The following is a 15,148-nucleotide window of genomic DNA, read 5'->3' on the forward strand; positions in this document are numbered from 1 at the left end:
CTCGGGGTCCGGGGGAGCTTTCGAGTGCGCGGCGGGTCAGCCGGCTACTCGTACGGCGAGGGCGTCGCCGATCTCGTCCGTCGTACGGGCGGGCTTGCCCACGCGCTCCGCGAGGTCGGCGGAGACGGCCTCCTCGATGCGTGCGGCCTCGGCCTCGTAGCCGAGGTGGCGCAGGAGCAGGGCGACGGACAGGACCGTGGCGGACGGGTCGGCCTTGCCCTGGCCGGCGATGTCCGGGGCCGAGCCGTGGACGGGCTCGAACATGGACGGGAACTCGCCGGACGGGTTGATGTTGCCGGAGGCGGCGACGCCGATGCCGCCGGAGACGGCCGCGGCGAGGTCGGTGATGATGTCACCGAAGAGGTTGTCGGTGACGATCACGTCGAAGCGGCCGGGGTCGGTGACCAGGTAGATGGTCGCGGCGTCGACGTGGATGTAGTCGGTGGTGACCTCGGGGAACTCCTCGGCCACCTTGTTGAAGGTGTTCGTCCACAGGTGGCCCGCGAAGGTCAGCACGTTGTTCTTGTGGACCAGCGTGAGCTTCTTGCGGGGGCGGGCCTGGGCGCGGGCGAAGGCGTCGCGGACCACGCGCTCGACACCGAAGGCCGTGTTCACGGAGACCTCGGTGGCGACCTCCTGCGGGGTGCCCTTGCGGATGGTGCCGCCGTTACCGGTGTACGGGCCCTCGGTACCCTCGCGGACCACGACGAAGTCGATCTCCGGCTGGCCGGCGAGCGGGGTGGCGACACCCGGCAGCAGCTTCGACGGACGGAGGTTGACGTGGTGGTCGAAGGCGAAGCGGAGCTTGAGCAGGAAGCCGCGCTCCAGGACGCCGGAGGGGACGCTCGGGTCGCCGATCGCGCCCAGCAGGATCGCGTCGTGCTGCTTCAGCGCTGCCAGGTCGGCGTCGGTGAGGGTCTCACCGGTGGCGTGGTAGCGCTTGGCACCGAAGTCGTACTCCTTCGTCTCCAGCTTCACATCCTGCGGAAGGACGGCGGAGAGGATCTTGAGACCCTGGGCCACGACTTCCTGACCGATGCCGTCACCGGGGATCACTGCGAGATTGAGGCTGCGAGACATGTGCGGCACCGTACTCCTTGTCCCACGGGATGACACGGGCTGTCCGCGATATGGACGCGGCAGGGTGACGTCGGCACCGAGCCGTTGACCGGCGTTCACCCCTGCGTTTGCCGGGAGTTGGCCTCTGCTGGGAAGTTGCCCATCATGACTGCGCCATCCAGGGGGAGGCCCCCCGGACTCCCCGTCCCCGACGTCGGCATCCCCGAGCAGCTGGCCCTCCGTCTCAGCATGCCGGAACAGTACGAGTACCTGCGCACGAAGCTGACGCGGCGGCGCACGCTGGTGACCGCCGGGGCGGTGGCCGGCGGGCTGCTGACCGGCTGCTCCGGGTCCGACACGGCGACCGGACGGCGGTCCCCCTCGCCCTCCGTCACGGCCACGGAACGGGTGCCCGCCTCGGCGGTCGTCCCCTTCGGCCGCCATCTCGCCTTCGGCGCCGACCCGAAGACGCAGATGCGGATCTCCTGGCAGCTTCCGGCGGCCGTCAAGAAGCCCTTCGTGCGGGTGGGGCTGCGGCCCGAGGAGCTGAGCCGGCGCGTCGACGCCGAGATCCGCGACCTGTACACCCCGGAACTCCAGGGCGTGCGCCCGGCGTTCGAGCAGTACTACGTGCACGCGGCGCTGGACGGCCTGAAGCCCGGCACGACGTACTACTACGGCGTCGGTCACGAGGGCTTCGACCCGGCCGCGCCGGCCCACCGGAAGACGATCACGTCCTTCCGTACGGCGCCCGCGAGCCCGGAACGGTTCGTCTTCACCGCCTTCGGCGACCAGGGCGTCAGCAAGGACGCCCTCGCCAACGACCATGTGCTGCTGCGGGAGAGCCCCGCCTTCCATCTCCACGCGGGCGACATCTGCTACGCGGACACCACCGGCCACGGCGAGAAGTCGGACTCCTACGACCCCGGCTTCTGGGATCTGTTCCTCAAGCAGAACGAGCTGGTGGCGAAGTCGGTGCCGTGGATGGTGACGACCGGCAACCACGACATGGAGGCCTGGTACTCACCGGACGGCTACGGCGGCCAGGTGGCCCGCTGGTCGCTCCCGGACAGCGGTTTCGACCCGCGCGGGGCGCCGGGCGTGTACTCGTTCGTCTACGGCAACGTCGGTGTGGTCGCGCTCGACGCGAACGACGTCTCGTACGAGATCCCGGCCAACCTCGGCTACACGGGCGGCAGGCAGACCAAGTGGCTCGACAGGCGGCTGGGCGAGCTGCGGGCCGACACGTCGGTCGATTTCGTCGTCGTCTACTTCCACCACTGCGCGTACTCCACCTCGCGCCACGCGTCCGACGGGGGTGTACGCGCCGAGTGGCTGCCGCTGTTCACCAAGCACCAGGTGGACCTGGTGATCAACGGGCACAACCACGCGTACGAGCGGACCGACGCCATCAGGAACGGCGCGGTCGGCAAGCCGGTGCCGATCGGCGGGTCCACCGACCCGACACGGGACGGGATCGTGTACGTCACGGCGGGCGGGGGCGGCAAGGAGCTCTACGCCTTTCCCCCGGGCGTCGAGGACAGCCACGAGGGGAAGGTCCGCGACCGCGACGCGATCGAGTCCTTCCGGTGGACGAAGTCCAAGGACCGCAAGACGGAGGTCGTGGAGTGGTCCCGCGTCCGCTACACCGGGTTCTCGTTCCTGTCGGTGGAGGCCGAGGCGGGTTCGCGGCCCCGGCTCAAGGTGTCGGCGCTCGCCCAGAACGGCAAGCGCATCGACCACTTCGAGGTGCGGCGCGGCGCGTGAGCCGATGCCCCACGGCCGTGCCGCACCTCGAACGGGTGCGGCTCCCGGCTGGTGGGGCGGCTCAGTGCCCGGTGGAACCGCCGTTGTCCCTGCGGTCGAGGGCGCGCTGGAGGGCGGCGGCGGCGTTCTTGCGGTCGGACTCGGTGGTCCGGGAAACGTGACGGACTCGGCGGCGGATGGTCGTCTCGGCCATGGGGAATCGACTCCTTCGAGGCATTCCGGAGTGCGGAAACAGAGGGCTGTGAGACTCCCCCACTGCCTCAAGGGCGTGGGAGGTGCCCCCAGATGGGCCGGGGAGCGGGGCCGCAGGGGTTGCCTGCCTAGGGCCTCCGGCTCACGACCGCCATTCGCTGGGTCGAGCGAGACGTTCGGCTCCTACAAAGCTAAGTGAGGCCGGGGCATCTGTCTCCACAATTAATCGGACTTCCTACTATCTGAGACGGTGGATTGCGTCACACGCCGCCCACCTGCGCTTTCGGCACGCCGCACACCACCGCCCCATTCACCCTTCCGGGTGAATGGGGCGGTGTTCTCGTGCGGGGCCGGTCAGCCCATGTGCGGGTACGCGTAGTCCGTCGGCGGGACCAGCGTCTCCTTGATCGCGCGGGTCAGGGTCCAGCGCATCAGGTTCTGCGGGGCGCCCGCCTTGTCGTTCGTGCCGGAGGCGCGACCGCCGCCGAACGGCTGCTGCCCGACGACTGCGCCGGTGGACTTGTCGTTGATGTAGAAGTTGCCGGCGGCGTAACGGAGCTTGTCCATCGTGTACGCGGCGGCCGCGCGGTCACCGGCGATGACCGACCCCGTGAGGGCGTAGTCGGAGACCGACTCCATCTGGGTCAGCATCTCCTCGTACTTGTCGTCCTCGTAGACGTACACCGCGAGGAAGGGGCCGAAGTACTCGGTGGTGAACACCTCGTTCTCCGGATCGGTGCACTCGACGACGGTCGGGCGGACGAACCAGCCGACCGAGTCGTCGTAGGAGCCGCCCGCGACGATCGTGCAGGCCGGGTCGGACTTGGCGCGGTCGATCGCGGCCTTGACCTTGGCGAAGGCGCGCTCGTCGATGACGGCGCCGATGAAGTTCGACAGGTCGGTGACGTCACCCATGGTGAGGTAGTCGACCTCGGCGGCGAACTCCTCCTTGAAGCCGGAGTTCCAGATGGAGGCGGGGATGTACGCCCGGGAGGTCGCCGAGCACTTCTGGCCCTGGTACTCGAAGGCACCGCGGGTCAGCGCGGTCTTGAGGACCGCCTTGTCCGCGCTCGGGTGGGCGACGACGAAGTCCTTGCCGCCGGTCTCGCCGACCAGACGCGGGTAGGAGCGGTACTTCTCGATGTTGGCGCCGACCGTCTTCCACAGGTACTGGAAGGTCCGGGTGGAGCCGGTGAAGTGGATGCCGGCGAGGTCGCGGTGCTCCAGGGCGACCTTGGAGACCTCGATGCCGTCACCGGTGACGAGGTTGATGACGCCCTTCGGCAGCCCGGCCTCCTCCAGCAGCCGCATGAGCAGCACGGCGGCGTGGGTCTGGGTGGGGCTCGGCTTCCACACGACCACATTGCCCATGAGGGCGGGCGCGGTCGGCAGGTTGCCCGCGATCGCCGTGAAGTTGAACGGGGTGATCGCGTAGACGAAGCCCTCCAGCGGACGGTGGTCGAGGCGGTTCCAGACGCCCGGGGAGTTCGCCGGAGGCTGCTCGGCGAGCAGGTCGCGGGCGTACTTGACGTTGAAGCGCCAGAAGTCGACGAGCTCGCAGGGGGTGTCGATCTCGGCCTGCTGGGCGGTCTTGGACTGGCCGAGCATGGTGGAGGCGGCCATGGTCTCGCGCCAGGGGCCGGCGAGCAGGTCGGCGGCGCGCAGGATGATCGCGGCACGGTCGTCGAAGGACATCGCGCGCCAGGCGGGCGCGGCGGCGAGGGCCGCGTCGATGGCGTCCCGCGCGTCCTGCTGGGTGGCGTTGGCGTAGGTGCCGAGGCGGGCCTTGTGGTTGTGGGGCTGGACGACGTCGAAGCGGTCGCCGCCGCCCATCCGCTGCTCGCCGCCGATGGTGCAGGGCAGGTCGATCGGGTTCTCGGCCAGCTCCTTCAGCTTGGCCTCCAGCCGGGCCCGCTCGGGTGAGCCGGGGGCGTAGCCGTGCACCGGCTCGTTGACGGGGGTGGGGACCTGGGTCACAGCGTCCATGAGATCCGTAACTCCTTGATGTTGAGCGGGTGTTGCGGGCTCAGCCCTTGCTGATCATCGAGCGGAGGCCGTGTTCTCCCGGGGGACGACCCCCGGACCCCCGGCAGAGCTTCACGGTGACTGTCATGAATCAGCCTCGGCTCAGCATGCTGCGGACGAAGAAGCGCAGGTTCGCCGGCTTCTCGGCAAGACGGCGCATGAAGTAGCCGTACCAGTCCGTGCCGTACGCGGTGTAGACGCGCATCCGGTGGCCCTCGGCGGCGAGCCGGTGGTGCTCTTCGGTGCGGATGCCGTACAGCATCTGGAACTCGTATTCGTCGAGCTTGCGCCCGGCGCGGTGGGCGAGTTCCTGGGCGATGGAGATGAGGCGCGGGTCGTGGGACCCGATCATCGGGTACCCCTCGCCGTCCATGAGGATCTTCAGGGCGCGGACATACGCCTTGTCGATCTCGGTCTTCTGCTGATGGGCGACGGAGGCGGGCTCCTTGTAGGCGCCCTTCACCAGCCGCACCCGGCTGCCGTTCGCGGCGAGCCGGCGGGCGTCGGACTCGGTGCGGAAGAGGTAGGCCTGGATGACGCAGCCGGTCTGGGGGAAGTCCCGGCGCAGCTCCTCGTGGATGGCGAACATCGAGTCGAGGGTGGTGTGGTCCTCCGCGTCGAGCGTGACGGTCGTACCGATCGCGGCGGCGGCCTCGACGACGGGGCGGACGTTCCTGAGGGCCAGCTCGTGGCCGCCCTCCAGCGCTTGGCCGAAGAGGGACAGCTTCACCGACATCTCGGCGCGTTCGCCCAGCTCCAGTTCCGCGAGCCGGTCGATCAGCTCCAGGTAGGCGTCACGGGCGGCGGCGGCCTGCTCGGGGCGGGTGATGTCCTCGCCGACGACGTCCATCGTCACTTCGAGGCCCTCGGCGGTGAGGTCCCGGATGACGGGGACGATGTCGTCGACGCCCTCACCGGGGATGAAGCGGTCGACGACCTGCTTGGTCACGGGCGCGGCCGAGATCAGGCGTCGCATCCGGTCGCTGCGCGACGCGGCGAGAATCACGGGACCCAGCACGGGGCACCTCCACAAACCAGCAGATAGAACCACCGTGAAACCTAAGGATCCCCCCGATCGACGACCATCGACAGCTGTCACGCATCCGTGCCGCAGATCTCAGACAGATGTATGAAGGCCGCGGCGGGATGGGGGAGAATGCCCCCGTGACGCCGGACGCCGCATCGTTCCACCACGTGGGTGACTACCAGGAGCTCGTCGACGAGATCTCGGCGCTGCTCGGCGCCCCGGCGACGCTGGAGAACCGTGACTTCGAGCTGATCGCGTTCGGCGCCTACGACAGCGAGGGCGACCTCGATCCCTCGGCCCTGGACCCGGTGCGCACCCGCTCGATCCTGACCCGCCGCTCGACGGCGGCCGTGCGGGAGTGGTTCGAGGGCTTCGGCATCACCCGGGCGACCGCCCCCGTGCGCATCCCCCCGACCCCCGAGGCGGGCGTGCTCCGGGGCCGCGTCTGTCTCCCGGTACGCCATCGGGGTGTCGTCCTCGGCTATGTCTGGCTCCTGGACGGCGATCCCGGCCCCACCGACACCCAGTTGTCGGCCGCCATGGCGGTCGCCTCCCGCATCGGCGCGCTCCTCGCGGACGAGGCCCAGGCGGGTGCCGACCTCACCCGTGAGCTGCGGGCGGTGCTCACCGCCGAGCGGGGCTGGGAGCGGGACATGGCGGTGGCGGAACTGCGCGCCGCTCTGGGCCCGCGCGGCGACGGCGTCCACACGGTGGTGTGCGTGGCCCCGTGGCCGTCGGCGGACCCGGACGACGCCCCGTCCTTCCGTACGGTGCCGGGGGCGACGGCGCTGTGCACGGTGCCGGGGGGCGCGGCGGGCCAGAGCCTCGCCCTGCTGGTGCGGCTGCGCTCGGCGGACGTACCGGCGCCGGCGCTCACGGCGGCGGCCCGGTTGCTGGAGCGGGCGGGCGCGCGGGCCGCGGCCGGGGTCGCGGGCGCCCGTACGGGGCTCGGCGAGCTGGCCACCGCGTGGCGCGAGGCGTCGGCGGCGGCCCGCGCCGTGCTGGCGGAGCCCCGGCTGGGTCCGGTCGCCGAGTGGCGGTCCATCGGCCCGTACCGCCTCCTGGCCTCCCTGCCCCCGGGCACCCCTCAGGACCCCGCGGTCCGCGCCCTCCTGTCCCCCGCCCATCGCGAACTGGCCCGGACGGCCGAGACGTTCCTCGACTGCGCGGGTCAGGCGGGACGCACGGCGGCGGAGTTGGGCATCCACCGCCAGACCCTCTACTACCGCCTCTCCCGCGTCGAACAGCTGACAGGCCTCGACCTGGACGACGGCGAGGACCGGCTGCTGCTGCACATGGCCCTGAAGGGCGCCCGGCTCTGAGGGTTCGGCAGGCCCGTGCGGGCTGAGCCCGCCAGAGGACGGAAAGCGCCACCGCCGGGGCGCCGGTGGCGCGAATCAGCGCTTCTGAAAATGATTGTCATCATGCTACGGTCGTGGCGCGTTCAACCTTTGACCACGCCTTTACTCGGAGTGTCCCGTGCGCGTCCCCGTCCGTCTGTTCCCCCTGACCGCGGTCACCGCGGCGTCCGCCCTGCTCACGGGCTGCTTCTCATCGACGGGCTCCGACGAGGCGGGCGGCGGGGGCAAGCGCATCCGCGTCGCGCACATGCTGCCGCCCCGCTCGGGCCTGTCGCCCCTGTCCGACGACGCGTTCAAGCTGTCGCGCTGGTCGACCGCCGAGACCCTGGTGAAGCTGAACCCGGAGGGTGACGCGCAGCCCGCGCTCGCCACCGAGTGGAAGCAGTCGGGCAGGAGCTGGACGTTCACCGTCCGGGACGGCGTCACCTTCCACGACGGCACGAAGCTCACCGGCGACGCCGTGGTCAACTCCCTCACCAAGGCCGCCACCGCCTCCCCCAAGCCCCGCATCCTCGACGGCGTGGAGCTGACGGCGAAGGCCGACGGCAACACGGTCACCGTCACCACCGCCGTCGAGGACCCGCTGGTCCCGCAGCGCCTCAGCTCCCCCCAGCTGTCGATCCTCGCCGCGAAGGCCTACAGGGGGAAGACGGTGAACCCGGTCGGCGCGGGCACCGGCCCCTTCGAGCTGACCGAGGTCAACGGCACCTCCTCCGCCGCCCTCGACCGCTACGACGACTACTGGGGCGGCAAGGCGAAAGCACCCGGAATCGACGTGAGGTTCGTGCCCGACGGCACCGCCCGCGCGGCCGCCCTGCGCACCGGCGAGGCCGACATCGTCGAGGCGATCCCCGTGTCGCAGGCCGCCGTGCTCGACCAGGACCTGATCACCGAGGTCCCCATGCCGCGTACCAACACCCTGTATCTGAACACCGGGAAGGGCGTCTTCAAGGACGCCTCGCTGCGCGCCGCCGCCCGCGAGGCCATCGACGCCGAGGCGATCGTCAAGGGTGTGTACGAGGGGCGCGCCGACGTGGCCGAGGGGCTGTTGGGACCCGCGCTTCCCTGGGCCGCCGAGCTGCGGTCCAAGGCCAAGCGCGCCGAGGTGGCCGACCCGTCCGGCAGGTCGATCACCATCGGCACCTTCACCGACCGCGCCGAGCTGCCCGAGGTCGCCGCCACCCTCCAGCAGCAGCTGCAGAAGGCCGGGTTCAAGGTGAAGCTCGACGTGCGCGAGTACGCCAACATCGAATCCGACGCGCTTGCGGGCGAGTTCGACGGGTTCATCCTCTCCCGGGCGACCGTCCTCGACTCCGGCGACCCGGCCGCGTACCTGTACAGCGACTTCGCCTCCGACGGCTCCTTCAACCTCTCCCACCTGGCCGACAAGAAGGTCGACGCCGCCCTGAAGAAGGCCTCCGAGACCGAGGCCGGTGACGCCCGCCGCAAGGCCGTCATCGAGGCCGAGGCCGCCGTCCTCGGCACCGACGCCGCCGTGCCGATGCTCCACGAGCGTGTCATCCAGGGCGACGCGGCCGGTGTCGTGGACGCGGCCCACGACCCGCGCGAACGCGAGCTGGTCACCGCCGACACCTACGTCAAGTGACGGCGACACCCAGGAAGCGGGTCAGCCCCGCCGGGCTGACCCGCCTCGTCTGTCTGGCCGCCGTTCTGGCCGCCGTGGGGCTGCTCCCCTGGCTCTCCGGCAGGGACCCGGCGCTGACCGTGCTGCGCGCCCGGTCCGCCGAGCAGGAGGCGACACCCGAGGCGCTGACCGCGATCCGCGAGGACCTGGGGCTGGAGGCCGGCCCCCTGTCCCTGCTCGGCGGATGGGTGTCAGGCCTGCTGCGCGGCGACCTCGGCACCTCCTGGGTGTCCGGCACCGACGTGCTGCCCTCGGTGGTCTCCGGTCTCCAGGTCTCCCTCGGCCTCATGGGCGCCGCCTTCGCCGTCGCCGTGCTCCTGGCCTGCACGCTGGTCGCCCCGGTACTGGTACGGGGCCGGGGGACGACCGGAGCGTTCGCCGCGATGCTCGCCGCCGTCCCCGAGTTCCTGCTGGCCACCGTGGTGCTGCTGGTGTGCGGGGTGTGGCTGGGCTGGCTGCCGACGTCCGGCTGGGCGGGTCCCGAGTACATGGTCCTGCCCGCGCTCGCCCTCGGCGTCCCGGCCGGCGGTCTGCTCGGCCGGCTGGTCGCGGACGCGCTGCCCGCCGTGCTCGACGAGCGCTGGGTGGAGCTGTGGCGGGGTGCGGGCGTCAGCCGGGCACGGATCTCGGCGGCGGCGCTGCGGCGCGTCCTGCCGCCGCTGGTCCCGCAGTTCGGCATGGCCGCCGTCGGCCTGACCGGCGGCGCGGTCGCCGTGGAGACGGTGTTCGCGGTGCCCGGCATCGGCCGTACGGCCCTGGGCGCGGCCAAGTCCCAGGACCTCCCCCTCCTCCAGGGCTCGGTCCTCGCCCTCCTCGCGCTGGGCCTGGTCACGGGAGCCCTCGCCGCCCTCGCCCGGCGCCGGCTCCTCGGCCCCGCCCTGCGCGACGCGGGCCTCACCCTCCCCGCCGCCCGCCCGGTCCGCACCCACCCGGCGGTGCCGCTGACCCTCGCGGTGATCCTCCTGGTCACGATCGGCGGGGGCCTGCTGCGCGACCCGTACGCCGTGGACACCACCGCCCGGCTGCTGCCGCCGTCCTGGGCGCACCCGCTCGGCACGGACGGGCTCGGCCGTGACGTCCTGGCCCGCCTCGGCCACGGCGCCGCCTCCACCGTCGGCACGGCCGCGGCGGTCTGCGCCCTGAGCCTCCTCGCCGCCCTGTCGCTCGGCTTCCTGCCCCGCGTGGCCGAGGGCGCGTCGGACATCGCCAACGCGCTGCCCCCGGTGATCGCCGGCATCCTGGTCGCCGCCGCGGCGGGCCCCGGCACGGGCGGCGCGGCCCTCGCCGTGGCCCTGATCTCATGGCCCCCGCTGGCCGCGCACGCGGCGGCCCTGGTCCAGGAGGTGCGGGCGTCCACATTCCTCACCGCCCAACGGGCCATCGGCGCGAGCCCGTCCTGGATCCTCACCCGGCACGTCCTGCCCTCGGTCGCCGCCCCGGTCACCCGCCACGCGATCCTCCGCCTCCCCGGTATCGCCCTCGCCCTCGCCTCGCTCGGCTTCCTCGGCCTGGGCGCCCAGCCGCCCACCCCCGAGTGGGGCCTGCTGCTCGACGAGTCCCGCGCCTACGTCGAACGCGGCCCGTGGGCCGCCCTGGCCCCGGCGGTCGCCCTGGCCCTGCTGGCGGGCCTCGCGGTGTCGGGCGCGGCCTACACCGAAGGGCGGGCACGACGGCGGAGCGCCCGGAAGCCCGGCCGGTCCCGCACGAGCGAGAAGGACGAGACCCTGGTGGGAGCCCGACATGTCTGACGCACCCCGCGCACCCCGCACGCCCCTCTCGCCGACCACCCCCGACGCCCTGCTGTCGGTACGGGATCTGCGGGTCGCCTTCGGCGCCCTGGAGGTCGTCCGCGGGCTCTCCTTCACTCTCCGGCCCCGGGAGGTACTCGCCCTCGTCGGCGAGTCCGGCGCGGGCAAGTCCCTCACCGCGCGGGCACTGCTGGGCATGCTGCCGCGGGGCACGACGACGACCGGGAGCGTACGGCTGCGGGACGAGCCGGGGTCGTACGCCGAACTCGTGGGCGCCACCCGCCCGGCCCTCGCCGCCCTCCGCGGCCGCCGGATCGCCCTCGTCCCCCAGGACGCGCTGTCCGCCCTCTCCCCCGTGCATCCCGTCGGCGACCAACTCGCCGCCGCCCTCCGGTCGGTGGCGGGCGTCTCCCGCTCACAGGCCCGGGCCCGGGCGATCGCCGCCCTCGACCGGGTGGGCATCCCCGACGCCGCACGCAAGGCACGGGCCCACCCCCACGAGTACTCCGGCGGAATGCGCCAGCGGGCCGTGATCGCCATGGCGACGATCAACGAACCGGACGTGGTCGTCGCCGACGAACCCACCACCGCGCTCGACGCGGAGCTCCAGGAGCAGGTGCTGCGGGTCCTCGGAGAGCAGCGCGAGGCGGTCGGCGCCGCGCTCGTCCTGGTCACCCACGACCTCGGGGTGGTGCGCGACCATGCCGACCGCATCCTGGTCATGTACGCCGGACGCCAGGTCGAGCAGGGCCCGACGCGCCGGGTGCTGGACCGACCGCGGGCGCCGTACACGGCGGGGTTGCTGGCGTCGCTGCCACCGGTGGACGGCGCGGACGGCTCCGTCGGCGCCGCCGCCCGGCGCCGACGGCTGCCCGCCATCCCCGGCTCCCCGCCCGCCCCGGACGCCCTGCCGCCCGGCTGCGCCTTCGCGCCCCGCTGTCCCCTCGTCGAGGACCGCTGCCACCGCGAGGAACCCGGCCTGTGGACGGCGGACGACGGTCATGAGGTCTCCTGCCATCGCTGGGACGACGTGCCCCACCCGGCGACCGAGTTGTTCCTGGAGCAGTCCACGTGAACCAGCCCCCTGTCCCGCTCGGGGACACGGCCCCCGCCCCGCTCGGCAACGAGCCCGCCGCCCGCCTCGGTGGCGAGCCCCCCGTCCGGCTCGACGCCAAGGACCGCGCCCTGCCGGCGGACAAGAAGCGTGCCGGCCCGGCCCACGAGAGCCCCGCCCTGCTCGACGTGCGTGACCTGGTCGTCCGCTACGGCGCGGTCACCGCCGTCGACCACGTCTCCTTCTCCGTGGTCGCGGGCGAGACCCTCGCCCTGAACGGTCCGTCCGGCTGCGGCAAGTCCTCCACGGTGGCCGCCGTGCTCCAGCTGCGTCGCCCCGAGAGCGGCCGGGTCCGGTTCGAGGGCCGGGAGCTGACGACGCTCACCGAGCGCGAACTGCGTCCGCTCCGGCCCCGCATGCAGCCGGTCTTCCAGGACCCGTACGGCTCACTCAGTCCCCGGCACCGCATCCGTGACGCGGTGGCGGAGCCGCTGCGTGTCCAGGGCCGGTGGGACGCGACGGGCCCCGCGCGGGTCGCCGAACTCCTCGACCGGGTCGGCCTCGGCCCCGCCCTCGGCGACCGCTTCCCGCACGAGCTGTCCGGCGGTCAGTGCCAGCGCGCCGGAATCGCCCGCGCGCTGGCTTCCGAGCCCCGTCTCCTCGTCCTCGACGAACCGGTCTCCGCCCTCGACCCGTCCGTCCGGGCCGGCGTCCTCAACCTCCTCGCCGACCTCCAGGACGATCTGGGGCTCGCCTATCTGTTCATCTGTCACGACCGAGCAGTGGTACGGCACTTCGCGGATCGCTCGATCGAGATGCGCGCGGGACGGCTCGTGGCGGCGTAGACCTCACTCCCCCCGCGTCGCGGCGATGACCCGGCGGAGCCCCTCGGCGAGTTCGTCGGCCTCGGGGGCGCTCGGCGGGTCGAAGGTCCACTGGGCGATCAGCCCCGTCATGAGGGTCACCAGGAACTTTCCGAGGGTGTCCACGTCCTTCTCGGGGACGTCCTCCTCCCGGCCGCCCATGAGCATCGGGATCAGTCCGCGCCCCGCCTCGCGCTGTGCCAGCGCCAGGTGGTCGCGGACCTCGGGCAGCTGGTCGCCCATGACGATGATCTCCATGCTGAGCCGCCACATCGAGCCCGGCTCCCGCATGGTGTCGATGACGTTCGCCCACACCTCCCGGAAGCGCTCGATCGAACCGGGCTCGGTGCCGCTCAGCTCGTGCTCCCCCTCGTCGAAAGCCACGGAGACGTCGCCGACCAGGGACACATACGCCTGCGCGAGCAACGCGTCCTTCGAGCCGTAGTGGTAGCCGATCGACGCCAGGTTCGTCCCCGACTCCTTGACGATGTCGCGCGCCGTCGTCCGCACGAAGCCCTTCGCCAGCAGGCAGCGCTTGGCGCCTTCCAGCAGATCCTCACGGTGTCCCATGCGCCTCAGCGTATCCGCGCGGCCATACGCCCGTCCCATACGCCCGTGCCATACACCCGTGCCATACGGACGTCCCAAGCGACCGACCCATACGAGCGTTCTATACAGGCGTACTAGACGAGCGTATAAAACATCCGTACAGTCCCTCTCATGACGACGAACCCCGTGATCCCGCCACCCGCCCGGCGCGCCGGCCGCCGCGAATGGACCGCCCTGTGCGTCCTGATGCTGCCGCTGCTGCTGGTCTCGATGGATGTGTCGGTCCTGTACTTCGCGATCCCGGCGATCAGCACCGACCTGGAACCCAGCGGCACCCAACAGCTGTGGATCTTCGACATCTACGCGTTCGTGCTGGCCGGACTGCTGATGACGATGGGCTCACTGGGCGACCGCGTCGGCCGCCGCCGGCTCCTGCTGATCGGGGCGACCGCGTTCGGCGCGGCATCGCTGGTCGCCGCGTACGCGAACAGCGCCGAGACCCTGATCGCGGCCCGCGCCGTCCTCGGCATCGGCGGGGCCACCCTGATGCCGTCGACGATGGCCCTGACCCGCACGATGTTCACCGACCCCGGCCAGCGGGCGACCGCGATCGGCATCTGGTCCGGTGTGATGACGGCGGGCATCGCGCTCGGATCGGTCCTGAGCGGTGTCCTGGTCGAGTTCTTCTGGTGGGGCTCGGTCTTCCTGGTGAACCTGCCCGCGATGGCGATGCTCCTGCTGCTCGGCCCGGTGCTGCTGCCCGAGTGGAAGGACCCCGAGCCCGGCCGCTTCGACCTGCTCAGCGTGCCGCTGTCGATGGCGGCCGTCCTGCCGGTCGTCTACGGCCTCAAGGAGATCCCCACGGAGGGCTGGAACGTCCGGTACGTGGTCAGCCTGACCGTCGGCCTGCTCTTCGCGGCCCTCTTCGTCCACCGCCAGCGCACCACGCCGTCCCCGATGATCTCACCGGCCCTGTTCCGCGGCCACGGCTTCACCCCGGCGGTCGCCCTCAACCTCCTCGCGGCCTTCGGCATGATGGGCTCGGCGTACTTCACCACCCAGTACCTCCAGTCCGTGCTCGGCAAGAGCGCGCTGGAAGCCGCGCTGTGGGGACTGCTGCCCTCCGTGCTCGTCGGCGTGGCCGCCCCGGTCGCCGCCCGTCTCGTGCAGCGGGGCGTGAACCGGGCGTACGTGGTGGCGGCGGGCTTCACCACCGCCGCGTGCGGGTACGGCCTTCTGGCCACCGCCGGGCCGGACTCCCTGTGGCTGGTCCTGGCCGGGGCCGGTGTCCTGGCCGCCGGCATCGTGACGGTGATGTCCCAGATGACGGACCTGGCCCTCGGCGCCGCCCCCGTCGAACGCGCCGGCTCCGCTTCCTCCCTCCTGGAAACCGGCCAGGAGTTCGGCGGCGCCCTGGGCATGGCCGCCCTCGGCTCCATCGGTACGGCCGTCTACCACCACGAGATCCCGGCGTCGGCGCCCGCTCCGGCCCGCGAGACGCTCGGGGGTGCGCTCGCCGTCGCCGAGCAACTGCCCGGTGCCGCGGGCGAAGCCCTCGCGGCCACGGCCCGCGCCGCGTTCACCACCGGAATGCAGGCAGCGGCGGTGGCGGGGGCCGTCGTCCTGCTGGGGGCCGCGGCGCTCGCCGCGGGGGCCCTGCGCGGTGTGCGGGCGAGGGACGAGGCGACGATCCCCGCCCCGGTCGAGGGCGACGGCGCGACGGGCCACGACGTTCCCGCGACCGCCCGGACATGAGAACGGCCGTGGGGGGGGGGGGGGGGAGGGGGGGGGGGGGGGGGGGGAGGGGGGAGGGGGGGGGGGGGGGGGGGGTGAGTGTACGGCGAGGTGCGAGTGCTCG

12 protein-coding genes are annotated in these 15,148 nt (G+C 72.3%); 7 read left to right on the forward strand and 5 right to left on the reverse strand.

Going from position 1 to position 15,148, the window contains the following annotated elements:
- Nucleotides 1–36: 36 nt before the first annotated feature.
- Nucleotides 37–1,080: a 3-isopropylmalate dehydrogenase gene (locus ACZ43N_RS29285; RefSeq protein WP_468101727.1), complete on the reverse strand. Its 1,044-nt coding sequence runs from the start codon at nucleotides 1,078–1,080 to the stop codon at nucleotides 37–39.
- A gap of 144 nt (nucleotides 1,081–1,224) precedes the next feature.
- Between ACZ43N_RS29285 and ACZ43N_RS29290 the strand changes: the two genes are divergently transcribed.
- Nucleotides 1,225–2,826 (forward strand): purple acid phosphatase family protein, encoded by a 1,602-nt coding sequence (locus ACZ43N_RS29290; RefSeq protein ID WP_468101729.1) that lies wholly within the window; start codon nucleotides 1,225–1,227, stop codon nucleotides 2,824–2,826.
- 61 nt (nucleotides 2,827–2,887) lie between these two features.
- On the opposite strand, the gene ACZ43N_RS29295 is transcribed toward ACZ43N_RS29290, so the two are convergent.
- From ACZ43N_RS29295 to ACZ43N_RS29305, 3 genes are all read right to left on the reverse strand, one after another.
- Nucleotides 2,888–3,019 carry a hypothetical protein gene (locus tag ACZ43N_RS29295; RefSeq protein ID WP_468101731.1) on the reverse strand — a complete coding sequence of 44 codons (132 nt, stop codon included), beginning with the start codon at nucleotides 3,017–3,019 and terminating at the stop codon, nucleotides 2,888–2,890.
- Between the two features lie 353 nt (nucleotides 3,020–3,372).
- Nucleotides 3,373–5,004, reverse strand: a complete 1,632-nt coding sequence (pruA, locus tag ACZ43N_RS29300; RefSeq protein ID WP_468101733.1) for an L-glutamate gamma-semialdehyde dehydrogenase — start codon at nucleotides 5,002–5,004, stop codon at nucleotides 3,373–3,375.
- 130 nt (nucleotides 5,005–5,134) lie between these two features.
- A complete protein-coding gene (locus tag ACZ43N_RS29305; RefSeq protein ID WP_468101735.1) occupies nucleotides 5,135–6,061 on the reverse strand; it encodes a proline dehydrogenase family protein in 927 nt (308 codons plus the stop codon).
- A 128-nt stretch (nucleotides 6,062–6,189) separates the two neighbouring features.
- Between ACZ43N_RS29305 and ACZ43N_RS29310 the strand changes: the two genes are divergently transcribed.
- From ACZ43N_RS29310 to ACZ43N_RS29330, 5 genes are all read left to right on the forward strand, one after another.
- Nucleotides 6,190–7,392, forward strand: a complete 1,203-nt coding sequence (locus ACZ43N_RS29310; RefSeq protein WP_468101737.1) for a PucR family transcriptional regulator — start codon at nucleotides 6,190–6,192, stop codon at nucleotides 7,390–7,392.
- Nucleotides 7,393–7,549: 157 nt separating this feature from the next.
- Complete coding sequence (locus tag ACZ43N_RS29315; protein WP_468101738.1) at nucleotides 7,550–9,037, forward strand: ABC transporter substrate-binding protein; 1,488 nt, start codon at nucleotides 7,550–7,552, stop codon at nucleotides 9,035–9,037.
- Entirely contained in the window at nucleotides 9,034–10,824 is a 1,791-nt protein-coding gene (locus ACZ43N_RS29320; RefSeq protein WP_468101739.1) for an ABC transporter permease subunit, read from the forward strand. Before ACZ43N_RS29315 ends, ACZ43N_RS29320 begins: the two co-directional genes overlap by 4 nt.
- Nucleotides 10,817–11,899 (forward strand): ABC transporter ATP-binding protein, encoded by a 1,083-nt coding sequence (locus ACZ43N_RS29325; protein WP_468101741.1) that lies wholly within the window; start codon nucleotides 10,817–10,819, stop codon nucleotides 11,897–11,899. Before ACZ43N_RS29320 ends, ACZ43N_RS29325 begins: the two co-directional genes overlap by 8 nt.
- Before the next feature lie 110 nt (nucleotides 11,900–12,009).
- Complete coding sequence (locus tag ACZ43N_RS29330; protein WP_468101769.1) at nucleotides 12,010–12,723, forward strand: ATP-binding cassette domain-containing protein; 714 nt, start codon at nucleotides 12,010–12,012, stop codon at nucleotides 12,721–12,723.
- 3 nt (nucleotides 12,724–12,726) lie between these two features.
- Here the strand turns inward: ACZ43N_RS29330 and ACZ43N_RS29335 are convergent, their stop codons facing one another.
- The gene (locus ACZ43N_RS29335) at nucleotides 12,727–13,311 is read right to left on the reverse strand and encodes a TetR/AcrR family transcriptional regulator (protein WP_468101744.1); all 585 of its coding nucleotides are present in this window, start codon (nucleotides 13,309–13,311) and stop codon (nucleotides 12,727–12,729) included.
- Between the two features lie 150 nt (nucleotides 13,312–13,461).
- Here ACZ43N_RS29335 and ACZ43N_RS29340 point away from each other — a divergent pair, with 150 nt between their 5' ends.
- Nucleotides 13,462–15,045 carry an MFS transporter gene (locus ACZ43N_RS29340; RefSeq protein ID WP_468101746.1) on the forward strand — a complete coding sequence of 528 codons (1,584 nt, stop codon included), beginning with the start codon at nucleotides 13,462–13,464 and terminating at the stop codon, nucleotides 15,043–15,045.
- The last annotated feature ends 103 nt before the right edge of the window (nucleotides 15,046–15,148 follow it).

Source organism: Streptomyces sp. NPDC030814 (assembly GCF_055572155.1).

What these genes read in the sequence shown, in the direction of transcription:
- ACZ43N_RS29295 (WP_468101731.1), bottom strand. Translation starts at nt 3,019, where the DNA reads ATGGCCGAGACGACCATCCGCCGCCGAGTCCGTCACGTTTCCCGGACC.
- ACZ43N_RS29285 (WP_468101727.1), bottom strand. Translation starts at nt 1,080, where the DNA reads ATGTCTCGCAGCCTCAATCTCGCAGTGATCCCCGGTGACGGCATCGGT.
- ACZ43N_RS29335 (WP_468101744.1), bottom strand. Translation starts at nt 13,311, where the DNA reads ATGGGACACCGTGAGGATCTGCTGGAAGGCGCCAAGCGCTGCCTGCTG.
- ACZ43N_RS29290 (WP_468101729.1), top strand. Translation starts at nt 1,225, where the DNA reads ATGACTGCGCCATCCAGGGGGAGGCCCCCCGGACTCCCCGTCCCCGAC.
- ACZ43N_RS29325 (WP_468101741.1), top strand. Translation starts at nt 10,817, where the DNA reads ATGTCTGACGCACCCCGCGCACCCCGCACGCCCCTCTCGCCGACCACC.
- ACZ43N_RS29310 (WP_468101737.1), top strand. Translation starts at nt 6,190, where the DNA reads ATGGGGGAGAATGCCCCCGTGACGCCGGACGCCGCATCGTTCCACCAC.
- pruA (WP_468101733.1), bottom strand. Translation starts at nt 5,004, where the DNA reads ATGGACGCTGTGACCCAGGTCCCCACCCCCGTCAACGAGCCGGTGCAC.
- ACZ43N_RS29340 (WP_468101746.1), top strand. Translation starts at nt 13,462, where the DNA reads ATGACGACGAACCCCGTGATCCCGCCACCCGCCCGGCGCGCCGGCCGC.